Here is a 22,680-nt window from a genome sequence, read left to right as displayed (position 1 = left end):
TGGCCGCGGGTCACGAAAGCCGATAGTTATTTCCGGAGCCATCCGGCCGGCGTTGCACCTCAGGGCATCGCTGCATTCGCCAGGATTCAACGGCTTTTTGTTTTTTTGCTAGACTTCCGCGGAGACCACCCGGAGGTCGGCACATGGATCGCAAAGTCAAGCTGCTGTCTGGACTGAATCTGTCTACTGCAGTCGGTGCGGAAATCGGCGCGCTTTGCCGACCTGTGGTGACGCGAGCGGACGGTACGGTTTATTACATCGACCACGCCAGCACAGACGCTCTGCGCGAAAAATACAGACATGATCCCAATGTCGACATTGGCGCGCTCGTCGATGTCGATGCCGTATGGGGCAAGCAATCGCTCTCCGAAGCGCTGGGCGGTAAATCCGTCGATTACGTGATTGCATCCCATGTGGTTGAACATGTGCCCGATCTGGTCGGCTGGTTTGCCGAGATCGGCGCAATACTCAAACCCGATGGCCAACTGCGTCTCGCGGTGCCCGATAAGCGCTTTACTTTCGATCTGATGCGGGAGGAGTCGCGTATCAGCGACGTGCTGAGCGCTCATATCGTGCGGGCGCGCACTCCTCAGCCGCAGGCAATCATCGACCATGTCGTGAACGTGCGCTACGACGTGAATGCAGGGGCGATCTGGGCCGGCCTCCCGTCCGGTGGGCGGCCGGCGCATACGGTCGCGGACGGCATGGCCGCTGCCCAGGATGCTTTTGCCAACGGCAATTATCACGACGTGCACGTCTGGGTGTTCACGCCAGCCACCTTCGCGAGGACTTGCCGGCTGCTTGTCGAAAACGGACTGCTGAGCATGTCGTGCGCGAATTTCTTTGACACCGCGAGAAACGAACTCGAGTTTCTGGTTCACATGCAGCAGTGCGCCGATGTCGAATTCGCTTCCGCCAGCTGGGCACGCATGGAGGCGGCCGCCGCGCCGTTGCCGCCGCCGTCGGATCTGCCTGCGGCATTGCTTCAGGTTCGCGCCGTGCCTTCGCGGCTGCATCGTGTGGTGCGGCGCGTGGGACGTCTGCTGTCATAGCCGCGACGCGGAGGACCGGCGCTTCGGCTCCTTCGCTTGCAGCGCTTGTCCGTCTGGCTCTATTTCGACTCGACTACGCTCGTTCTGAATATTGCAGCCGCGAGCATTCTGTAATCTGTAAAATGCGCGGATGGAAACACACAGCATCCGCGACGCAAGCTCTTTGCGCTACGTAACCGGCCTCGATGGACTCCGTGCCATTTCGATGATGCTGGTCGTCCTGTTTCATTACACGAGTTTTTTTTCCAGTCGCCTCTTCGGGTTGAGTAGCGTATGGACCGGCATCGTGCGTATTGCGTCGACCGGTTGGATAGGCGTGGACGTGTTTTTCGTGATCTCGGGCTTTCTCATCACGACAACGCTATTGAAGCGTCCTGTCAATTCAATCGCGTCATATTCAAAGTTCATTCGGCGCCGTGCAATCCGGTTGCTGCCGGCCTATGTCGCGAGCCTGTTGATATTCACGCTTGTCGCGCTGCTCATTGATCCGCATAGCAAAGTGCTGAGAAACGAGTATTTGCTGTGGACATTCACGACCAGTCTGCAGGCGCTGTTCGGCGACCGGGTCGCACTGGCCGATCAGCATTTCGCCATGGTGCATTTCTGGACGCTGGCTGTGGAATGGCATTTCTATATCGTCTTCCCGATTCTCGTTGCCCGTTTCCATTCGTACTTTCGCCCGGCCGTGGCTCTGTTGCTGGTGGCGATAGCGTTCAGGGTGGTGTGCCATTTTGCCGGGATTTCCGACAACGGCATCTATACCTTCACGCTTTGCCGGATCGACTCGATTGCGGCAGGTTGTCTGTTGGCACTCGTGCCTTCCCGCATTAGTTCCAGGCAGTCTGCAGCGGCAGGCGTGCTCGGTGCGGCGATTTTCATGGCGATCTGGATCGCGCTGGCACGCGCGGATGTCCCGTTCAAGACCTTGGCGTGGCTTCAAACGTTCGGATATACGCTGTTAGCCGTGTCGGTCGCGTTGATGATTTATCGGGTCATTCATTCCCCGCCGCGCTCGGTGATCGTGCGGGCGCTGGAATTCAAGCCGCTTGCTGCAATAGGGCGCGCAAGCTATAGCCTGTACATCTGGCACGTGCCTTTTTACCCCACCATCGTGCTCGTGGCGCAACGCAACTTCACGGACATCAGGCTTGCCTATCTTGTCGCGGTATTGGCCGGCGTCGTGATGACGGCGGTGCTCGGCAGTCTTTCTTATCTGCTCATCGAATCCCGATTCACCCGCGCGCGTCCAGCGGTGCTGGCGTGAAAGCGGGACGCTGCTTGATGTATGGCAGCGAGACTGGCCGCGCGAGGCCGTAAACCAAAACAAATCATCTTGCTCTAAACTAGCGGCCGCCCAAGCCCTCCAGTCAAGAGCAAGAACTCCATGCCCCCAGCGCCCGCCGAGCCACCCGGCTCCTCATCCGTTAGTTTGCCGAAACACCCCGCATTTCAACGTTTCTGGTGCACCCGCATCCTCTCGTCGCTGTCGTTCCAGATGCTCGCCGTGGCAATGGGCTGGCACGTCTACGCGCTCACGCATAGCGCCTTCGCACTCGGCCTCGTCGGCCTCGCGCAATTTCTGCCGATGTTCGTGCTGACGCTCGTCGTCGGCCACGTAGCCGACCGTTATGACCGCCGCCGCATCGCGGCCATCTGCCAAAGCCTCGAAAGCGTCGCTGCATTGTTATTCGCTTTCGGCACCTTCGGCGGATGGATCAGCGCGCCCGTGATCTATGTGCTGGCCGCATGCGTCGGCGCGGCGCGCGCCTTCGAATCGCCCGCAGTGGCTTCGCTGTTGCCGGGCGTCGTGCCGCGCGGGCAGTTGCCCAAAGCGACGGCATGGGCCACTTCCGCGAATCAGACTGCGCAGATCGCGGGCCCGGCGCTGGGCGGTCTGCTCTACGGCATCGGCCCCGGCGCGGCCTATCTCGCCTGCACGGTGTCGTTCGCGGCCGCGGCCACAGCCGTGTGGGGCATCTCGCTTCAGACGAAGCCGGCGAACCGCGCGCCCATCACGCTTGAATCGGTGTTCTCGGGCATTGCCTTCATTCGCAAGGAGCCGGTGATTCTCGGCGCGTTGTCGCTCGATCTGTTTGCCGTGCTGTTCGGCGGCACGACTGCGCTATTGCCGGTCTTCGCGCGCGATATCCTGCACACGGGGCCGCTCGGTCTCGGTCTGTTGCGTTCGGGCACGGCCATCGGCGCGCTCGCGGGCACCATCTGGCTCGCGCATTTCCCGCTGCGCAACCGGCCCGGTGCGGCGATGTTCGGCGGCGTGATCGCGTTCGGCGCGGCCACGGTCGTGTTCGGGTTGTCGCATCAATTTCTCGTGTCGCTCGTCGCGCTCATGGTGCTCGGCGCCTCGGACACCATTAGCGTGGTCGTGCGTCTGTCGCTCGTGCAACTGCGCACGCCGGACGAAATGCTGGGGCGCGTCAGTGCGGTCAATTCGCTTTTCATCGGGACGTCGAATCAATTGGGCGAATTCGAATCCGGCGTGACGGCGGGGTGGTGGGGCGCGCGACCGGCCGTGCTGGTGGGCGGCGTAGCGACGATTGCGGTCGCCTTGCTATGGATGCGCTTCTTCCCGGAACTCAGGCGCACGCGCTCGCTGGAGCGTGAAGAGGAACTGGCGCCGAGCCATTGATCGACGCAAGACTTTGCTTCAGGCCTGCGCGGCGCTCACACGCAGCGCGGTCCATCGCACCGTCGCCAGAATCGATGCCGCGACGATCAATGCGCCGCCGACCCACGCGGTCACCGAAATCCGTTCACCCAACCAGATGCAGGCAAACAATGCGCCGAATGCCGGTTCGCTGCCCATCAGCAGCGAGACGCGTGTCGGACTGCTGCGTTTGATCGCGAAGTTCTGCGCGAAGAACGCGAACAGCGTGCAAGCGATCACCAGATAACCGACATAGCCCCAGAACGCCGCATGTCCCGCAATCGAGGGCACGGGCTGCCACTGCTGTGGCGCAAACAGCCAGGCGGCTGCGGCGCTGCCGAACGCCACCACGCCTGACTGAACCGCCGTCACCGACAGCGGCGGCAGGGCCGAATCGCGCATCACGCGTTTGGTCACGCACACCGTCAACGCGCGCAGCAGCGCGGCAAGCAGAATCAGCGCATCGCCGGGATTGAGGCTCAGCGCACCGTCGCCGGCGAGCAGCCACGCGCCCAACAGCGAAAGCGCCACCGCCAGCCACTCGACGCGGCTCGGCTTGCGCTTGAGCAGCAGCCATTCGATGAGCGGTGTCAGCACCACGCACAAGCTGATCAAAAACGCGGCGTTGGCCGCACGGGTCATCAGGATGCCGAAGGTTTCGCACAGGAAGATGCCGAGAAGCAGCGCGCCGGCGACCAGCACGCCGCGCAGCGTGCGGGCATCGGCGGCGCGCAGGTGGCGCAGGGCGGGCGACAGGAGCGCGAAAGTGATGCCGAAGCGCAGTGCGAGCAAACCGAGCACCGGATAGAACACCAAGGCGCTTTTGACGACGCCGTAACTGGTGCCCCACACGACGGCGACGGCGAGCAGCATCAGATCGGACAACATGAGCAGGCGTTCTTGTTTCGACATGGACGGACCTTGAGCTAATGAGGCCGTATTGTCGAACTTTGCGCCAAGCGTGATAATCGGGTCTCGGCGCACAGCCTTTATGTCACAGATGCATTAATAGAAAGACCACACTCGCGGACCCAGAACGATGACCCCAACCGAGCTTTTCGCCTTGCTGCCGGACATGGCGGTTTTCGCGCGCGTCGTCGACGCCGGCAATTTCTCGGTGGCGGCGCGGCAACTCGGCAGCACGCCGTCCACGGTCAGCCGTCAGATCAAGCGTCTCGAAGACGCGCTGGCGACCCGTTTGCTCGAGCGCTCCACGCGCACGGTGCGGGTGACGGAATCGGGTGCCCAGGTGGCGCGATTCTGTCGCGACATGGTGAGCGCCGCGTCGGGCGCGGTGGACGCCGCCGGGCAACTGGCAGGCAGACCGCAAGGCAAGGTGAGCGTGAGCGCGCCGACCCAGTTCGCGAAGTCCGTGATTCACCCGCTCATTCCCGGCTTCCTGGGCGCCTACGACGAAGTCGACCTGCAACTCCTCTTCACCGACCACGACGTCGACCCGCTCACCGACGATGTCGATCTGGTAATCCGTCTGACCGAGCATCCGCCGCAGGGACTCGCGGGGCGCCGGTTGGGCGCGGTGCGCTGGCTGCTGGTGGCGTCGCCGGCGTATTTGCGCGAGCGTGGCACACCGGCGCAGCCACGCGATCTGCAGAAGCACGCCTGCATCTACCTCGGCGAGACCGCCGACGACAACCGTTGGCGCTTTCGCCGCGGCACGGAGACACAGAGCGTCGACGTGAGGGGGCGCTACATCGCCAATCATGCTGGCGCGCGACTCGAAGCCGCGCTGCAGGATTTCGGCGTCGCATGCGTACCGGAATTTGCAGCCTCGGAATCACTGCAGAGCGGCGAACTCGTGCAGGTCTTGCCGGACTGGAATCTTGAAGCGCGCGCCTACGTCGGCTCGGTGTGGCTGCTGTATCCGCCGAATCGTTTCTTGCCGCCGAAGGTGAGGGCATTGATCGATTACCTTGTCGAGCATCTTCACGATACGCTCGATACCGCATGAGAACCACTGCACGCGAGACGAAAGTAGAATCTCCCGCGTAATCCATGATTCAATGCAGTCCCAGCGATTCGATCGATCAGAGGAGAACCAGCATGAGCATGCGCGAAACCGGACCGATTGCGGCGACTGTCTATCGCGGCGCTTCGATTGAGAACACGCACTTGGCGCACGTCGCGGTGGTCGACGCGAACGGCCGCCTATTGGCGTCATTCGGCGATCCGTCACGCATGACGCTGGCACGTTCCGCGGCGAAGCCCGCACAAGCGTTAGCGGTGTTGGAAACCGGCGCACTGGAGCGTTTCGGCTTCGACGAAGCCGACTTGGCGCTGATGTGCGGCTCGCACAGCAGCGAGGCGCGCCATATCGAGCGCACTCGACAGATGCTGGCCAAGGCGCAGGCGAGCGAAGCCGACTTGCGCTGCGGCGGCCATCCGCCGCTATCTGACGCCGTCTACATCGACTGGCTCAAGCGCGACTTCAAACCGAGCGCCGTATGCAGCAACTGTTCCGGCAAACACGCCGGCATGCTGGCCGGCGCGCAATCGATCGGGGCATCGATAGCTGGGTATGAACAACCCGACCATCCATTGCAGGTGCGAGTAAAACACACGGTCGCCGACGTCTGCGATTTACCCGACGACGCCGTGCAATGGGCGACAGACGGCTGCAATCTACCGACCCCTGCGTTTCCGCTGGACCGCCTGGCACGCCTGTTCGCGAAGCTAGCCGCCGCAGAGGACGACGTATCGTCGAACGCACAGTCCATCACATCGCGCACGACGGCGCTCGCCCGAATTTACCGCGCGATGACAACGTATCCGGAATGGGTAGCGGGCGAGGGCCGCTTCTGCACGCAATTGATGCAAGCCTTCGACGGCGCACTAGTTGGCAAGGTGGGCGCGGACGGCAGCTACGCGATAGGCGTACGAGCATCCGGGCAGACGAAGAGGGCGGGCGCGCACGGCGCGCTGGGCATCGCAGTAAAAATCGAGGACGGCAACGTTGGCGTACTGTATGCGGTGGTCGCGGAACTGCTTGCGTCGCTAGAGATCGGGACACCGGAACAACGAGCGAAGCTCGCGGCGTTTCACGCACCGAAGATGTTGAACACAATGGGCATCCCAACGAGCCGAATAACATTTTCGGTCGCGCTCAAACGCGCACCGGAACTCGTCGCTCGATGAACGACCGCAACGGCGCGCGCAGCGCCGCCGGAAGAATGACGGCTTTGTCACAAGGGGGGAGTGTGCGAGAACACAGATTCCAGATGCACCACTACCGCAACTGCGCGAGGGCCCCGCTTATGAGCTAGCGGTGTGAAGCCGCTTTCTTTGCCTACTTTCTTTGCGGCATGCAAAGAAAGTAGGTGCCGCCCCGCACAGGGGCAACACTAATAGACCACCACGACAACAAGGAAAGGCCAACAAATTAAGGATAACAAACAAAAACCCCCTCCTCAAGCAGCAACCCCAGAAGGCACAACCCCAATTGCATTCCGAATAGCATCCGCCAACTCCGAAGCGGCGAACTTCGCCACATACCCATTAGCCCCAGCATTCTTCACATGCGCCTCATTCGCGGCCCCGGTAAGAGAAGAATGAATAATCACCGGAATATCGCGAGTCCGCTCATCAGCCTTGATTTGCCGAGTAAGCATAAACCCATCCATCTCAGGCATCTCAAGATCAGTCAAAACAAGTGCAATACTATCCTTGACACGAGTCCCTTTAGCCTGCGCCTCGCGCGCAACCTGCTGCAACGTATTCCAGGCCTCTTCCCCCGTCTTGGTCATGACATAATCCGCCCCAATAGCACTCAAAGCCTGCTCAATGAGCTTCCGAGCAAACCCAGAATCATCAGCAGCAAGAATCTTCGCTCCACGCCGAATCCCCAGCGCCTCCCCAACGGAAGTCGGATCCACACTAGGATGCTGTGACGGAAACACATCCCGCAAAACCTGCTCGACATCGATCACCTGCGCCAACCGCGAATCACCAGTATTCCCATCGATCCGCGCAATGCTAGTAACGAGATTGCCCCCAGCCGCACCTTCGGCGGACAAAACCTGATTCCACTCCAGCCGCACGATATCGTCGACTTCTTCAACCGCAAACGCCTGCGTCGACCGCGCAAACTCCGTCACCAACAAAATATTCAGCCCGCGCGTCGGCTCACACCCCATCAGCCGCGGCAAATCGATCACAGGAATGATCTGCCCGCGAATATCCACAGCGCCCATCACAAACGGCGACGAACCGGCGATCGGCGTAACCGTCGGCATCGTCGAGATTTCCCGCACCTTGAAGACGTTGATGCCATAAAGCTCGTGCGCATCGCTGCCGGGCACGGAGCCTAGCCGATACAGCAACAACTCGAACTTGTTGGAGCTCGTCAGGTTGCTGCGTTCATCGTTCGCGCGGTTTTCTACTGCCATCGAATCTCTCCAGGATTGCGGTGCGTGTGATGCGCCATGCAACCGTTGCGTTCGATCCTGGCGCGCGCCCTACCTTTCTGTTATCGGCGCGGCGCACGGAAAGTTCAGCGATTCACGCCGTTTTCCTCGCATGCTCTGGTTAACGCGCAACCGATATTGGGGACAAGCGAAGCGGAAAACGTACGGACACCAACGCGGCGGCCGCAATACAGGCCTGTCAAGGCATTCATATGAAGGTTACCTAAGGTTACAGAAGCGACAGCGTCGTATCACATGCCGCACAGCGCGCCTTCTAGAATTCACAGCGATAAAAGCGTGGCGCCGTCAGCGGCTCGCAAGCTGACTGCAAGGTAACCGCGCAGTCGACAGGCACGACGCCTGAGGCGCACACGCATCGCTGTTGTTCGCTTCCACCTCAAGGAGAACGTATGATCCGCTTGCCTCTCGCCACTCTCACCAGCGCCTGCATGGCTGGACTGCTCGTCGTCGCCGGCGCGGCCAACGCTCAAACAACCCCGGCAGCCGCCGCGGCCGACGCCGGCCGCCTGCATGCCGCCGACCAGACGTTCATCGCGGACGGCACCAAGGCCGTGGCGACGCAACGCGACGCCGCCCGCATCGCGACCTCGCGTTCGACCGATCGCGACGTCAAGGCATTCGCCGAGCGCGTCTCCACCGACAACGCGAAAATCTCCGACGCACTGCGCGCGGCGAGCCCACGCGGCGTCGACGTGCCGAAGAACGACCCCGACGCAGCCGTGCTCGCGAGCATCAACAACCTGCGTGGCGCCGACTTCGACAAGGCGTACATCGAGCAGGTCGCGCTTGCCGGCGAACAGAAAGCGCTGTCGGCATTCCAGGCGGAAATCGCTTCAGGCCGCGACGAACAGTTGAAGGACGCGGCGAAGAAGGCCTTGCCGACGATCCAGGAGCACTACGCGATGGCGCAGGATCTCGCCAAGCGTAAGCATCTGTCGACCGCGCAATAAGCGGTTCAACGCGCGTCACGTTGCGGCGTGACGCGCCGCCGTTCGAATGCGTGGTTTTCGGCGATAATCGGCTTCGCTCTTTCGAGTCCGCTGCGCGCATGATCTTGGGTGACGCGCATACTTCGAAAGCTCCCACCATTCTCACGCGCATTCAATCAAAGCTCTCCGCATGAGCAAGCCTGCCAATCTGCCGCAACAGTTGGACCATATGCTTCGGCAAGCCGTCGCACTTCAGCAGAACGGCGCATTCGCCGAGGCCGAGGAACTCTATCGCGAGATTCTCGAACTCAAACCCCGTCATTTCGACGCGCTGCAATTGCTGGGCGCGCTGACGCTGCAAGCGGGCCGTCTGCAAGAGGGCGTCGAGCTACTCAGGAAAGCGCTTGCCATCAACGCGAAACAGGCGCCGCTTCATTCGAATCTCGCCTATGCGTTGAACGCCTTGCGGCGTTTCGACGAAGCCCTGGCGAGTGCCGATCGCGCACTGGCTTTGCAGCCCAAATTCCCCGATGCCCTGAACAATCGCGGCAATGCGCAAGCCGGCCTGAATCGGCCGCTCGATGCGCTCGGCAGTTTCGATCGCGCGATTGCGCTGATGCCGGATTTCGCGCAGGCCTGGAACAACCGCGCATGCGTACTACGCGATCTGGGCCGTCCCGCCGATGCGCTCGCAAGCTGCGACCACGCGCTCGCGCTGCAACCGAACTATCCGGACGCGTGGAGCAACCGCGGCAACGCGTTCAGTGACCTGAACCAGCCGGAAGAAGCGGAACGCAGCTACCATCGCGCACTCGAATTGGCCCCGGCATTCGCCGATGCCTGGAACAATCTCGGCCTTACGCAGATCGATCTCAACCAGCACGCGCAAGCGCTTGAGAGTTACGAACGCGCATTGGCCGTGAATCCCACGGCTGCGGAAACGCATTGGAACGAATCACTGTGCCTGCTGCAAATGGGACAGCTTGAAGCCGGCTGGAAAAAATATGAATGGCGCTGGGAGCGCACCCGCATCAAGGCAAGCCGGCGCAGTTTTGCGCAACCCCTTTGGCTGGGCGATTTTTCGATCGACGGCAAGACGATTCTGTTGCACGCGGAGCAGGGCCTCGGCGACACGCTGCAGTTTTGCCGCTATGCCGCGCTGGTGTCGGAACTCGGTGCGAAGGTCGTGCTCGAAGTGCCGCTTGAGTTGACGCGCGTTATGTCCACGCTCGAAGGCGTGGACCAGTTGATCGAAAGTGGCCACACGCTGCCATCATTCGATTGCCACTGTCCACTGCTGAGTCTGCCGCTCGCATTCAAGACCGGCCTCGACAGCATTCCATCGACAACGCCTTATCTCTTCGCGGATGCGGAAGCCACTCGCCAATGGCGCGACCGGATTCATGCGCAAACAGATGGCCGCCTGAAAGTCGGACTCGTGTGGGCCGGCGGAAACCGGCCGCATGTCGCGGAGCTTCGCAAGAACGATGCGCGCCGTTCGATCGCTTTCGCACAACTTGCGCCGCTTCTTGAGGTGACTAACGTGCAGTTCTTCAGCCTGCAAAAAGGACCGGCAGCACAGCAACTCAAAAGCGACGAGCGGGGCGAACATGTGATCGATTACACGGAAGAACTCAACGACTTCGCCGACACCGCAGCGTTGGTGACGAACCTTGACCTGGTGATTTCCGTGGACACGTCCACCGCGCATCTCGCCGGCGCACTCGACAAGCCGGTCTGGATTCTGAACCGCTTCGACACCTGCTGGCGCTGGATGCTGGAGCGCACCGATACGCCGTGGTATCCGCGTGCCCGCTTGTTCAGGCAGCCGGCGCTCGGCGATTGGGACAGCGTGATGCAAGCCGCGCGCGACGCTCTGAGCACATTGGCTGCGGGCGCGGCGCATCCACGATAATGATACCGTTCGCGCCCGCCACGTTCCCTGCGCGCTGGCCGACGCGTTTGCGCGGACGCGCGTAGACTGAATGTCCGTTTATCGACGGCTAAGCCACGGAGATTCATCAATGGAATACAGACATCTGGGTGCATCCGGTTTCAAGGTGCCGGTACTGAGTTTCGGCACGGGCACGTTCGGCGGCAAGGGCGAGTTTTTCCAGGCGTGGGGCGCGACCGACGTCGCCGAGGCGCGGCGTCTGCTCGACATCTGCTTCGATGCGGGCGTCACCATGTTCGACACCGCGGACATCTATTCGAGCGGCGCGTCCGAGTCGGTGCTCGGTGAAGCGCTCAAGGGCAAGCGCGACAAGGCGATCATCTCGACCAAGGCGACCTTCCGTTTCGACGATGGACCGAACAGCGTCGGCTCGTCGCGCTTCCATCTGATTCAGGCGGTGGACGCGGCGCTCAAGCGCTTGCAAACCGATTACATCGACCTGTTCCAGTTGCACGGTTTCGACGCCAGAACGCCGGTCGTCGAAGTCATGTCCACGCTCGACGATCTCGTGCGCGCCGGCAAGATCCGCTACACCGGCGTGTCGAATTTCTCCGGCTGGCATCTGATGAAGTCGCAGGACGTGGCGGATCGCTACGGCTATCCGCGCTACGTCGCGAATCAGACTTACTATTCGCTGGTCGGACGCGATTACGAGTGGGAGCTGATGCCGCTCGGCGTCGATCAAGGTGTGGGCGCGGTGGTGTGGAGTCCGCTCGGCTGGGGGCGTCTCACCGGCAAGATCAAGCGCGGCCAGCCGCTGCCCGATTCTAGCCGTCTGCATAAAACCGCCGACATGGGGCCGCCGGTGCCGGACGAATATCTGTTCCGCGTGCTCGATGCGATCGATGAGATCGCGGCCGAAACCGGCAAGACGGTTCCGCAGATCGCGCTGAACTGGTTGCTGCAGCGGCCTACGGTGTCGACGGTGCTGATCGGCGCGCGTAACGAGGAACAGTTGCGGCAGAACCTCGGTGCGGTGGGTTGGAATCTGACGCCCGAGCAGGTGGCGAAGCTCGACGCGGCGAGTGCCGTGCGTCCCGCTTATCCGTACTGGCATCAGGAAGGATTCCTGGAACGCAATCCGAAGGCGGTGTAAGCGCGCTTTCGCCTCAAGGCACGCTGCGTGACAACGTGCTCCGGTTCGGACTCATTTCGCGAGTTCGGCTGGAGCGGCGAACAGTTCGCTGTAGTAGTGGCGCCCGGCGTCGAGATGCGGGCCAAAGGCAAAGCCTTGCGCGAGCATGGCATCGAAGTCGGCGCGTTCGATCTTCATCACGTAGCTGTGCTCGGTGGTGACGAGGCGGCACGCCGTGCCGGGCGCCGCCGCCGCGCTGAACCACTTGCCCGCGCTTGCGTGGTCCGCCGCATACGCATGCGAACCGGAGTCGATTTGCCAGCCGCCGTCCAGCAGAATCCACATGGCCTGATCCTCAGCGGTTGCCGCGCTGTCGTTGCATCGCGCGACGACCGTGCCGGCCTGCGCTTCCCATTCATGCGAGTGGCCGATCACCCATCGCAGTTGAGCGGTCGTCAGGCTCGTAAAGAACGGCGTGTGCTTCAGCAAATGAAGGTACGTGACCGAGGGTTTCATAGTCGTGCTCCTCGTAGCGACGGACGCGTCGGACGGTTGAGGTTGGGCATCGCATGCGCCGATGAGAACCGGCAGCAACACGGCGCATGCGATCAGCGAGACTGCTTTCACGGTGGTATGCCTTGACGCCACGCTTAACGTTGAATCCGTGCTTCCAGCAAATCGCCCATACCGATTCGCCTGGCGAACTCGATCCGCACACGCTCCGACACGTCGAGCACCTCGCGTGCGCCGTCGCCGACGAAGTCGATCACCGAACGCATCGGCCGCTCGCCTGAAGGCAGCCCGACGATCCGCACGATTTCATCGGCCACGGCTTGCGGATCGGCGTCGTCGGGCGTCAGTTCGGACAGGCGCTGGCCGATCTGATCCATCACGCCGTCGTAGCGTGCGTAGGCCGCGGCCCGTTCGGTATCGGCCGGCTTGCCCGCGCTCGGAAAGTGAGCGGTGCCGCGTGTGAACGCGCCCGGCACCACGATCGAGCTCTCGATGCCGAAGCGAGCGATCTCATACGCGAGCGAAACCGCCAGCGAATCCATCGCGGCCTTCGCGGCGCCGTACGGGCCGAGAAAGGGAGGAAAGCCGCCCTTGGTCGTCGAACTGCTGACCCACAGCATCAAGCCCGCTTCCTGCAGGCGCAGATAGGGCAGCACGGCGCGGTTCACGCGCTGCGCGCCGAACAGGTTGGTGTCGAACACCTTCATCATTTCTTCGGGCGTGAACGCTTCACTCGGGCCGACCACCAGATGCCCGGCATTCTGCATCACCACGTCGAGCCGTCCCTGTTCGCGGACGATCGTCGCCGCCGCGGCATCAGCCGATGCTTGCGATAACACGTCGAGTTCGAGCGGATGCAACTGGATGTCCTTCGCTTTGGCGAGCGTGCGCAATTCGTCGGCGCGCGGTTTGTTGCGCCCTTCGACATCGCGCATGGTCGCGTAGACAATGTGACCGGCTTCAGCGAGCGACTGTGCGCTGAGTTTGCCGATACCCGTACCGGCGCCCGTCACGAGGATGATCTGCTTCTGCATTTTTCTTCTCCGATTCGATGAAAGTGAGGCGGCTCGTCAGAGCCTGCCCAGAGACAACGCGTGTCGAGCGCGTCAGGCAATGCCGCCGTTGGCGCGCAGAATTTGACCGTTGACCCAACCCGCGTCCGGACCGGCGAGGAACGCCACCACCGAGGCGATATCGTCCGGCTGGCCGAGGCGTTGCAGCGGCGGCATCTTCGCGAAGGTCTGGATCTGTTCTTCGGTCTTGCCGTCGAGGAACAGCGACGTCGCGATCGGACCCGGCGCCACGGCGTTGACGGTGATGTTGCGGCCGCGCAGTTCCTTGGCGAACACGTGCGTGAACGCTTCGACGGCCGCCTTGGTCGCGTTGTAGATCGCATAGCCCGGCATGTTCAGCGCCAGCGTGGTGCTCGAAAAGTTGACGATGCGCCCGCCCTCGTTCATGCGCGTAGCTGCTTCGCGCAAGGTGTTGAAGGTGCCGCGCACGTTGATGTCGAAGGTCTGGTCGTAGAGCGCGTCGCTGGTGTCGGCGAGCGGCACCGTCTTGAGCACGCCCGCGTTGTTGACCAGCACGTCCACCTTGCCGAGCTGCTGTTCGGTGATCTCGAACATGCGGCGCACGTCATCGGCGTTCGACACGTCGGCCTTCACCGCGATGGCTTGAGTGCCGGCCGCCGTGAGTTCCGCGACAAGCGCATCGGCTTCGGCCGAACTGGACGCGTAATTGACCGCGACCGCGAAGCCGTCCTTGGCCAGACGTTGCGCAACCGCCGCGCCGATGCCGCGGGACGCGCCGGTGACGATAGCGACCTGGGCGTTTTTGAGCGTGTTCATGATTCGTTTCCTTGAGTCTGTTGGGTGGGTGAGGTGAATCATGGACGCTTTCCGGGCATAGATAATCGGGTTAAACTGGCCATCATCATTCCATTTACTTTAACAATTGGCGCGCGCGCCGCCCGACAGGCGTCACAAACAGGCTCCGAACATGGATCGTTTCGAGGAAATGCGGGTTTTTATACGGATTGCCGAGCGGCAAAGCTTCACGCGCGCCTCGGACGATCTGCAGATCCCGCGCGCCACCGTGACCAACCTGATGAAGCGCATGGAGCAGCGGCTCGGCGCGCGGCTGCTCGAGCGCACCACGCGCACGGTGCGTCTCACGCACGACGGCGAGGCGTACTACCGCCGCTGCGTGCGTCTGATTGCCGACATGGAGGAAGCCGAGGGATCGTTTTCGAACCTCGCGCCCAAGGGACTGTTGCGGGTGAATTTGCAGGGCACGCTGGCGCGGCACTTCGTGGTGCCGGCGCTGCCGGCGTTTCTCGCGCGCTTTCCCGGAATCGAACTGACCATCGGCGAAGATGACCGGCTCGTCGATCTGGTGCGGGAGGGCGTCGACTGCGTGCTGCGGGCGGGCAATCTGCAGGATTCGTCGATGGTGGGGCGGCGCGTCGCGCAACTGCCGCAAGTCACGGTCGCGAGTCCGGCGTATCTCGCCGCGTATGGCGAGCCGGCCGATCCGTCGGCGCTGTCCACGCATCGGGCCGTCAATTACCTGTCGAGCGCGACAGGCAAGGCCGTGCCGCTCGAATTCAGCGTGGCGGGCCGCGAGGTGGCGATGGTCCTGCCGTCGGCGGTGTCGGTGACCGGCACCGAACTCTATACCGGCTCGGCGCTTGCCGGGCTCGGCATCGTGCAGGTGCCGCAATACCGGGTGGCGGCCGAACTGGCGACCGGGCGGCTGAAAATCATTCTCGCGGATTTTCCGCCGCCGCCGATGCCGGTGTCCGTGCTGTATCCGCAGAATCGGCAGTTGTCGTCGCGGGTGCGGGTGTTCGCGCAGTGGCTGCGCGATATTTTCGAAGCGGCGGCGACAACCGGTGGCGCGCCATGACGCGCGCGTTCAGGCCGCCACGCGGCGCGAGCCGAAGATGTTGATCAGATTGCCTTCGGGATCGCGCAGCATGGTCGAGCTGCGCCCGGCGTTGAGCGGCTGATCGGCCCACAGCAGTTCAACCCCATGTTGCCTGAGCGCAGCTGTCGCCGCGGCCAGATCGTCGGTTTCGAACACCACGGCCTTATAGCCGAGCACGTCCAGGTGATGGGGTGCCGGCGTGCGATCGACCCGCTGATGCTCGGCGTACGGACGCGATACCAGTTCGATGCGCATACCCGCCGCTTCGATCATCGCGAAGTCCGCGCCGACTGCATCGAAGCGGCCACGCTCGCTCACCACGAAGCCGAACACCTTTTCGTACCAGGCGATCGAGGCATCCAGATCGCCGGTGGCGAGCGCCACGTTGTTGACGCGCAGACCTTGAAGGGGTGCTTGTGTGACGGGACTGGTTTGCATGATGTCTTCTACTCCTGGGCTGGATGCGCTGCTAGCGAGTAGCAGCGGTTGACGAGCCGGATTCCGAAAGCCGCGTGCGATCATGCGGCGCGGTGAAATCCTGAACCGGGCCGAGCGGCACGATGCCGGTCGGATTGATGCCGCGGTGGCTCTCGTAGTAATGCCGCTTGATGTGCGTGAAATCGACTGTCTGCGCAATGCCGGGCAACTGGTAGATATCGCGCGTGTAGGCGGACAGATTCCGGTAATCGGCGATGCGGCGCAGATTGCACTTGAAGTGGCCGACATAGACGGCGTCGAAGCGGATCAGCGTCGTGAACAACCGGATATCGGCTTCGGTGAGTTGCGCGCCGGTCAGATAGCGTTGCGTGGCGAGTTGCGCGTCGAGCCAGTCGAGCGTCTCGAAGAGCGGCGTGACGGCTTCTTGGTAGGCCTGCTGCGTGGTGGCGAAGCCTGCCTTGTAAACGCCATTGTTCAGCGTGTCGTAGACGCGCGCGTTGATCGCGTCGATTTGCGGACGCAACAACGCCGGATAAAAATCGCCGGGTTTAGCGCCGATGCCGTCGAACGCCGAATTCAGCATGCGGATGATTTCCGACGATTCGTTGCTGACGATCGCGGCGCGCTGTTTGTCCCACAGGATGGGCACCGTGACGCGGCCGCTGTAGTGAGGGTCGGCGGCGGTATAGACCTGGTGCAGTAGCTTCGCGTGATTGACGCTGTCGGGCACGACGCCGGGGCCGTCCGCGAAGGTCCAACCGTTTTCCAGCATCAGCCAATGCACGACCGAGACGTCGATCATTGCTTCGAGGCCTTTGAGCGCCCGCACGATCAAGGTGCGATGCGCCCACGGGCAGGCGAGGCTCACATACAGATGGTAGCGTCCCGCTTGCGCTTCGAAACCACCGGAGCCGCTCGGACCGGGCGAACCGTCGGCCGTCACCCAGTTGCGGAACGCCGCGTCCTTGCGCACGAAGCGGCCGCCGGTCGACTTGGTGTCGTACCAGCGATCCTGCCATTGTCCGTCCACTAAAAGTCCCATGTCGCTGCTCCTTGTGCGTGCGCCGTCGTGCCAGGACCGCGCGCAACGAATGTTCCTGGCGCGGCGTCGGCCGTGGTTGCAGGGCTTCATCGGTAGCTCGTGCGGCTTTTCCGAAAGCCCACGCCAACGGTGGTTGCCGCCAATGCTGCCGCCATATCTCCATAGTGGACTAGCATCGGCGCTTTGCCGTACCATCTTTCCGTCGAACTCGTTCGAAGGAATGGAACATGTTGTCGGAAGACGAACTGGCTTTGCTCGACGCGATTCGCGAGACCGGCAGCCTGTCGCGCGCGGCGGCGCGCCTCGGCAAGGCGCCGTCCACGGTCTCGCATGCCGCCCGGCAACTGGAGACGCGCTTCGACGCGTTGCTGTTCGACCGGCGCCGCTACCGGCTGCAACTCACGGCCGCCGGCCAGCTCCTCGCTGACGAAGCCGCGCGTTTGATGCTCGACATGTCGCGCATGACGCAGCGCGTGAAGCAGATCGCAAGCGGCTGGGAAGACCGTCTTTGGGTGGTCACGGACGAGATTCTCGAATTCGAACTGTTGATGCCGGTGGTGCGCGCATTCGATGCGCTCGACTCCGGCGTCAAGCTGCGCTTCACCCACGAAGTATTGAGCGGCACGTGGGAGGCGCTGCGCGACGGCCGCGCGGATCTGATCGTGGGCGCGACCAACGAGCCGCCGGCGATTCCCGGCCTGCGCTGGTTCGAACTCGGCGTGATGGAGTGGGTGTTCGCGGTGTCGCCGCGCCATCCGCTGGCGGCCGTCGAAGGGACGCTCGGCCGCGAACGGATCCTCGAACACCGCGCAGTGGTGGTGGCGGATTCATCGCGTACGACGGCGGGGCGTGCCTACGGTTTGATCGGCGGACAGGCGTCCCTCGCCGTGCCGTCGATGCGCGCGAAAATCCTCGCGCAGCGCGACGGCCTGGGCGTCGGCTGGTTGCCGCGTCAGCGCGTCACGACGCTATTGAAGCAGGGCGAGCTGATCGAGAAAGCGACCTCCGATCCGCGCGAGCCGAACGTGCTGTACGTCGCGTGGCGCGGCGATCATGAAGGGCGCGCATTGCAGTGGTGGCTCGAACAGTTGCGGCAACCGCGGCTTGCCAAACGCCTCGTGCGCGGCGTCGATATGACGATCGGCGCGTGATACTCACGCCCTCAGTCCGCGATCGAGCGGCGCTTTTTATGGAGGCCGTGCCGCTTCTCGTGGGATCATACGCGCCGTGCTGGGCGATTCTGCTTTCTGCACGGTACGAAACAAGAGGAGCAAGGCGATGATCGATGGACTGGTGGGCGGGCGGTTGTACGGCGAGGCGCAGATTCGCACGGGGCAGAACGGCAGGCGTTTCGTGACCTGCAAGGTGCGCGCGGCCACCAACGACGGCGACACGATTTTCGTCAACGTGATCGCTTTCGACGACGACGTGCAAACCGCGCTGCTCGCGTTGAGCGACGCGGACAGCGTCGCGCTGAGCGGCACGTTGACGCCCAAGGTCTGGACCGACAAGAACGGGCTCGTCAAACCGGCCGTGGATATGGTCGCCCACAAGATGCTGACGGCTTACGAAGGCCGCCGCGAAGCGGATGAATGAGCCGTGTTCGGCGGCTCGCCACCGGCGTCCCTGAGATACTCGACGAAACGGTCCGCCACAGGCTCCGCGTCGCCGCTCCGGCGCAACAGCAGCACTTGTGACATCAGCGTCTCGCCGGTTAGCGGCAAAAACGCGACCTTCGGATCCTGCACCTGACGCAACGTGTACGGCACCAGCGCAACGCCCATGCCGAAGCCGACCATCGTCACGACGGTCTGCCACAAGCGCGCCTCATGGCGAATCAACGGACTGAATCCCGCTCCCACGCACTGCGCGATGATCAGATCGTGATAATGCGGCGACACGGTGCGCGGAAACAGAATGAACGGCTCCTGCGCCAACGCCCGCAGATCGACCTTGCGTTTGCGCGCCAGCGGATGAGCGGCGGGCAGACAGCACAGGAACGGCTCGGAAAAGATCGGCGTGGAAATGACGTCGGACGGAAAATTGCCCCAATGCGCGCAGCCCATGTCGATCTGCATGCGCTGGATTGCGTGCACCTGTTCGCTGGTGTTCATCTCCTTCAGGACGATTTCGACGCCGGGGTAGTCGGCCTCGAAGCGTTTCACCGCCTGCGGCATGCCGCGGTACAGCATCGAATTCACGAAACCGATGCGCAAGCGGCCGGCGAGGCCGTGCGCCGAGCGCACCGTCATGCGTTCCGCCTCGTTCGCCTGCAATAACAGGCGGCGCGCTTCGCCGAGCAGCACCTGGCCGGCATTGGTCAGCGACACCGTCTTGTTGGTGCGCGCGAGCAACTGCACGCCGAGCTGCTCCTCGAACTTGCGGATGTCGAAACTGAGGGCGGGCTGCGAAATGAACAGCCGCTTGGCCGCGCGGCCGAAATGCAGTTCCTCGGCGACCGCCACGAAATAGCGCAATTGCTTCAGGTCCACGGCTGTCTCCTGATTTTTATCGATAAGCTGCGGCTATCGTACCGGATATAAGTTGTATTAGACGATTATCGACGCCGCTTCTATGCTCCTCTCACAAGCACTAACGTGCATAGCAGAGTAAGGAGACACGCATGAGCGAAATCACCGCGCAGCCGGCACACGGCTCGTCCAACATTCCCGACAGCCGGGGCATCAATTTTTTCACCAGCGATCCTGACTTCGAGCGTCTGTTGAAGCTGCATCTCGGCGACACGCTGTTTCACGAACTCGAAAGCCAGCTCGTCTCGCTAGGCCAGCGCGCTTCCGACGAACTCGACGTGTGGGCGCTGTCCGCCGACAAGAATCCGCCGCAATTGCACCATCGCACGCGGCGCGGCGAAGCGCTGCAAAGCATCGACAAGCATCCTGATTACGTCGCGCTGGAACGCGTGGCCTATGCGGAGTTGGGACTTGCCGCAATGAGCCACGAGAGCCGCGACGGCAAAAAATCGCCGCCGCCGCTCGTGAAGTACGCGCTGACCTTCCTGTTCGTGCAGGCGGAATTCGGCCTCTGCTGTCCCGTCAGCATGACCGATTCGCTCACGCGCACGCTGCGCAAATTCGGCGCGCCGGAACTGGTTGCGCGCTTTCTGCCGATGCTCGCCTCGCGCGATTTCGACACACTGTTCCAAGGCGCGATGTTCATGACCGAACAGGCGGCGGGCTCGGACGTCGCGCGCATTGCCACGCGTGCGTCGCTCGAAACCGATGCGAACGGTGATGAAACGTGGCGCCTGTACGGCGACAAATGGTTCTGCTCGAACGCCGACGCCGATCTCGCGATGGTGCTCGCGCGGCCGGACACGGCGCCGCCCGGCATCAACGGACTCGGACTGTTCCTGTTGCCGAAGACGCTGCCGGACGGCTCGCGCAACAGCTACCGGATTGTGCGTCTGAAGGACAAGCTCGGCAGCCGTTCGATGGCGAGCGGCGAGATTGTGCTGGAAGGTGCGGTCGCGTATCTGATCGGCGAAGTAGGCCGCGGTTTTCATCAGATGGCCGACATGATCAACATGTCGCGTCTGTCGAACGGCGTGCGCGCCGCGGGTTTGATGCGCCGTGCGCTGACCGAGGCGCTGCACATCGCCCGCAATCGCGAAGCGTTCGGCCGCAAACTGATCGACATGCCGTTGATGCAGCGTCAGTTGCTCAAGATGATGCTGCCCGCCGAACAGGCGCGCTCGATGTTCATGCGCATCGCGCTGCTGCTGGAGCAGGCTGACGCCGGCGACCGGCAGGCGGCGAAATGCGTGCGCATCCTCACGCCGCTCATCAAGTTCCGCGCCTGCCGCGACGCGCGCCGCGTGACCGGCGACGCGATGGAAGTGCGCGGCGGCACCGGCTATATCGAAGAGTGGAGCGACGCGCGGCTCGTCCGCGACGCGCATCTCGGCTCGATCTGGGAAGGCACCAGCAATATCGTCGCGCTCGACATCGCGCGAGCCGCGAAACGCGACGGCGCGCTCGAGCCGTTGCGCACCTATCTGCAGGATCTGCTCGGCGCGGCGGGATTGCCGGCGGCCAGTCTCGCATTGCTGCGCGCGACACTCGCGCGTGCGTGCGATGCGCTGGCGAGCGTGGCGGATTCGGGCCGCGACGAATGGGTCCGGCAAGCGGGCACCGCGTTGTATCACGCGAGCACCGCTGTGCTGATGGCATGCGAAGGCGTGCGTCTCGCGCCGGATTACCGGCGTCTCGCGCTTGCTCATCTGGTGGTGCGGCACAAGCTGTTGCCAGTCGATCCGCTGGCCTTGCATTCGGCATCGGATGAGAGCGATGTAGTCGACGCTTTGGTCAACGGCCGCAGCGTCACGCTCGAACAAGCGCTGCAACTGTTGCCACAAGGGAGCGCGCAATGACCGCATCGGTGAACGAAGGCAAGCAAGGCGCGTTGCAAGGCCTCAAGGTCATCGACCTGAGCCGCGTGCTCGGCGGTCCCTACTGCACGCAGGCGCTCGCCGATCACGGCGCGCAGGTGATCAAGCTGGAGCCGCCCGACGGCGACGAAACACGTGGCTGGGGGCCGCCGTTCTACGGCGACACCGCGTGGTACTTCGCGGGCGTGAACCGCAACAAGCAGGGCATCGCGGTCGATCTCTCGCGTGAAGAAGGCCGCGCGATTCTGTGGAAGCTGCTCGAAGACGCCGACGTGCTGGTCGAAAACTTCAAACCCGGCACGCTCGGGCGCTGGGGCATGGACTACGAGCGCGATCTGCGCGAGCGTTTCCCGAAGCTGATTCATTGCGCCGTGTCAGGCTTCGGCCCCGACGGTCCGCTCGGCGGCTTGCCCGGCTACGACGCCGCGATCCAGGCGATGACCGGCCTGATGAGCGTGAACGGCGAGCGCGACGGACCCGCCACGCGCGTCGGCTTGCCGGTCGTCGACATGGTCACCGGGCTGAACGCGCTCGCCGGCATTCTGCTCGCACTCGCCGAGCGCGCGAAGAGCGGCCACGGCCAGTCGATCGATATCGCGTTGTACGACTGCGGCGTGTCGCTGCTGCATCCGCATCTGCCGAACTATTTCGGCTCGGGCCGCACGCCGCAGCGCAGCGGCAACGCGCATCCCAACATCACGCCGTACGACAGCTATCGCACCGCGACCGCGCCGATCTTTCTCGCGGTGGGCAACGACCGGCAGTTCGCGAAACTGTGCGCGCATCTCGGCGTGCCCGAACTCGCCGACGATCCGCGTTACGTCGACAACCGCAGCCGCTGCGCGCATCGCGAGCCGCTGAAGGCCACGCTCGAAAGCCTGCTCGCCGCGTACGAGTGCGAGCCGCTCGCGCACGCGCTGATCAACGCGGGCGTGCCGTGCGGACCGGTGCAAACCGTCGACGTCGTGGCGCGGCACCCGCATACCTTGCATCGCGGCATGGTGGTCGAGATGGGCGAGTATCGCGGCACCGCGTCGCCGATCAAGTTGTCGCGCACGCCGGCCACGTACCGCAGCGCGCCACCGTCGCTCGGCGCCGACACGCGCGACGTGCTCGACGCATTGGGTATCGACGCCGCCACTCAGCAGCATCTGTTCGAAGCGGGCGTGCTCAAGGCATAACCGCCGCAGTTCGCGGCGACGGCACGCAGAAGCCGCGCCACGCCCAGAAA

21 protein-coding genes are annotated in these 22,680 nt (G+C 63.1%); 13 read left to right on the top strand and 8 right to left on the bottom strand.

The window, feature by feature from the left end; all coding sequences use genetic code 11:
• The first annotated feature begins 143 nt into the window (after positions 1-143).
• The 3 genes from PQR32_RS35815 to PQR32_RS35805 all read left to right on the top strand — a co-directional run bounded on the left by PQR32_RS35815 (position 144) and on the right by PQR32_RS35805 (position 3,699).
• Positions 144-1,052, top strand: a complete 909-nt coding sequence (locus PQR32_RS35815) for a methyltransferase (RefSeq protein ID WP_408238705.1) — start codon at positions 144-146, stop codon at positions 1,050-1,052.
• Positions 1,053-1,182: 130 nt separating this feature from the next.
• Positions 1,183-2,316, top strand: coding sequence for an acyltransferase family protein (locus tag PQR32_RS35810; protein ID WP_408238702.1), 1,134 nt, complete (start codon positions 1,183-1,185; stop codon positions 2,314-2,316).
• Positions 2,317-2,436: 120 nt separating this feature from the next.
• Positions 2,437-3,699 carry an MFS transporter gene (locus PQR32_RS35805; RefSeq protein WP_408238699.1) on the top strand — a complete coding sequence of 421 codons (1,263 nt, stop codon included), beginning with the start codon at positions 2,437-2,439 and terminating at the stop codon, positions 3,697-3,699.
• Between the two features lie 18 nt (positions 3,700-3,717).
• Here PQR32_RS35805 and PQR32_RS35800 read toward each other — a convergent pair whose 3' ends face one another.
• On the bottom strand, positions 3,718-4,629 hold the full coding sequence (locus PQR32_RS35800; protein ID WP_408238696.1) for a DMT family transporter: 912 nt from the start codon (positions 4,627-4,629) through the stop codon (positions 3,718-3,720).
• A gap of 127 nt (positions 4,630-4,756) precedes the next feature.
• Here PQR32_RS35800 and PQR32_RS35795 point away from each other — a divergent pair, with 127 nt between their 5' ends.
• Positions 4,757-5,686, top strand: coding sequence for a LysR family transcriptional regulator (locus tag PQR32_RS35795; protein ID WP_408238693.1), 930 nt, complete (start codon positions 4,757-4,759; stop codon positions 5,684-5,686).
• A 92-nt stretch (positions 5,687-5,778) separates the two neighbouring features.
• Complete coding sequence (locus PQR32_RS35790; RefSeq protein ID WP_408238691.1) at positions 5,779-6,870, top strand: asparaginase; 1,092 nt, start codon at positions 5,779-5,781, stop codon at positions 6,868-6,870.
• 272 nt (positions 6,871-7,142) lie between these two features.
• On the opposite strand, the gene PQR32_RS35785 is transcribed toward PQR32_RS35790, so the two are convergent.
• Positions 7,143-8,120 carry a chemotaxis protein gene (locus tag PQR32_RS35785; protein ID WP_408238688.1) on the bottom strand — a complete coding sequence of 326 codons (978 nt, stop codon included), beginning with the start codon at positions 8,118-8,120 and terminating at the stop codon, positions 7,143-7,145.
• 428 nt (positions 8,121-8,548) lie between these two features.
• On the opposite strand from PQR32_RS35785, the gene PQR32_RS35780 reads away from it, so the two are divergent.
• The 3 genes from PQR32_RS35780 (at position 8,549) to PQR32_RS35770 (ending at position 12,138) form a co-directional block, all read left to right on the top strand.
• Positions 8,549-9,109 (top strand): DUF4142 domain-containing protein, encoded by a 561-nt coding sequence (locus tag PQR32_RS35780; protein WP_408238685.1) that lies wholly within the window; start codon positions 8,549-8,551, stop codon positions 9,107-9,109.
• A gap of 169 nt (positions 9,110-9,278) precedes the next feature.
• Positions 9,279-11,003: a tetratricopeptide repeat protein gene (locus PQR32_RS35775; RefSeq protein WP_408238682.1), complete on the top strand. Its 1,725-nt coding sequence runs from the start codon at positions 9,279-9,281 to the stop codon at positions 11,001-11,003.
• Positions 11,004-11,112: 109 nt separating this feature from the next.
• Entirely contained in the window at positions 11,113-12,138 is a 1,026-nt protein-coding gene (locus PQR32_RS35770; RefSeq protein ID WP_408238679.1) for an aldo/keto reductase, read from the top strand.
• Positions 12,139-12,189: 51 nt separating this feature from the next.
• On the opposite strand, the gene PQR32_RS35765 is transcribed toward PQR32_RS35770, so the two are convergent.
• The 3 genes from PQR32_RS35765 to PQR32_RS35755 all read right to left on the bottom strand — a co-directional run bounded on the left by PQR32_RS35765 (position 12,190) and on the right by PQR32_RS35755 (position 14,480).
• A complete protein-coding gene (locus PQR32_RS35765; protein ID WP_408238676.1) occupies positions 12,190-12,633 on the bottom strand; it encodes a cyclic nucleotide-binding domain-containing protein in 444 nt (147 codons plus the stop codon).
• A gap of 134 nt (positions 12,634-12,767) precedes the next feature.
• Positions 12,768-13,664, bottom strand: coding sequence for an SDR family NAD(P)-dependent oxidoreductase (locus PQR32_RS35760; RefSeq protein WP_408238673.1), 897 nt, complete (start codon positions 13,662-13,664; stop codon positions 12,768-12,770).
• A gap of 72 nt (positions 13,665-13,736) precedes the next feature.
• A complete protein-coding gene (locus PQR32_RS35755) occupies positions 13,737-14,480 on the bottom strand; it encodes an SDR family oxidoreductase (protein WP_408238670.1) in 744 nt (247 codons plus the stop codon).
• 151 nt (positions 14,481-14,631) lie between these two features.
• Here PQR32_RS35755 and PQR32_RS35750 point away from each other — a divergent pair, with 151 nt between their 5' ends.
• The gene (locus tag PQR32_RS35750; protein WP_408238667.1) at positions 14,632-15,540 is read left to right on the top strand and encodes a LysR family transcriptional regulator; all 909 of its coding nucleotides are present in this window, start codon (positions 14,632-14,634) and stop codon (positions 15,538-15,540) included.
• Between the two features lie 9 nt (positions 15,541-15,549).
• Here PQR32_RS35750 and PQR32_RS35745 read toward each other — a convergent pair whose 3' ends face one another.
• Complete coding sequence (locus PQR32_RS35745; protein ID WP_408238664.1) at positions 15,550-15,999, bottom strand: VOC family protein; 450 nt, start codon at positions 15,997-15,999, stop codon at positions 15,550-15,552.
• Positions 16,000-16,030: 31 nt separating this feature from the next.
• Entirely contained in the window at positions 16,031-17,041 is a 1,011-nt protein-coding gene (locus PQR32_RS35740; protein ID WP_408238661.1) for a glutathione S-transferase family protein, read from the bottom strand.
• A gap of 227 nt (positions 17,042-17,268) precedes the next feature.
• Between PQR32_RS35740 and PQR32_RS35735 the strand changes: the two genes are divergently transcribed.
• Together PQR32_RS35735 and PQR32_RS35730 are read left to right on the top strand one after the other, a co-directional pair.
• On the top strand, positions 17,269-18,192 hold the full coding sequence (locus PQR32_RS35735; RefSeq protein WP_408238658.1) for a LysR family transcriptional regulator: 924 nt from the start codon (positions 17,269-17,271) through the stop codon (positions 18,190-18,192).
• Between the two features lie 127 nt (positions 18,193-18,319).
• Positions 18,320-18,637 (top strand): single-stranded DNA-binding protein, encoded by a 318-nt coding sequence (locus PQR32_RS35730; RefSeq protein WP_132375150.1) that lies wholly within the window; start codon positions 18,320-18,322, stop codon positions 18,635-18,637.
• On the opposite strand, the gene PQR32_RS35725 is transcribed toward PQR32_RS35730, so the two are convergent.
• Positions 18,607-19,533 (bottom strand): LysR family transcriptional regulator, encoded by a 927-nt coding sequence (locus tag PQR32_RS35725; protein WP_408238655.1) that lies wholly within the window; start codon positions 19,531-19,533, stop codon positions 18,607-18,609. The genes PQR32_RS35730 and PQR32_RS35725 overlap by 31 nt on opposite strands.
• A gap of 131 nt (positions 19,534-19,664) precedes the next feature.
• Between PQR32_RS35725 and PQR32_RS35720 the strand changes: the two genes are divergently transcribed.
• Positions 19,665-21,431, top strand: a complete 1,767-nt coding sequence (locus PQR32_RS35720; protein ID WP_408238652.1) for an acyl-CoA dehydrogenase family protein — start codon at positions 19,665-19,667, stop codon at positions 21,429-21,431.
• Complete coding sequence (locus PQR32_RS35715) at positions 21,428-22,630, top strand: CaiB/BaiF CoA transferase family protein (RefSeq protein WP_408238649.1); 1,203 nt, start codon at positions 21,428-21,430, stop codon at positions 22,628-22,630. Before PQR32_RS35720 ends, PQR32_RS35715 begins: the two co-directional genes overlap by 4 nt.
• The last annotated feature ends 50 nt before the right edge of the window (positions 22,631-22,680 follow it).

This window comes from Paraburkholderia dipogonis (assembly GCF_046027395.1).
GTDB classification, from domain to species: domain Bacteria; phylum Pseudomonadota; class Gammaproteobacteria; order Burkholderiales; family Burkholderiaceae; genus Paraburkholderia; species Paraburkholderia dipogonis_A.
The sequence above is the reverse complement of the archived record's forward strand: the minus strand, read 5'-3'. Positions and strand labels throughout refer to the sequence as shown.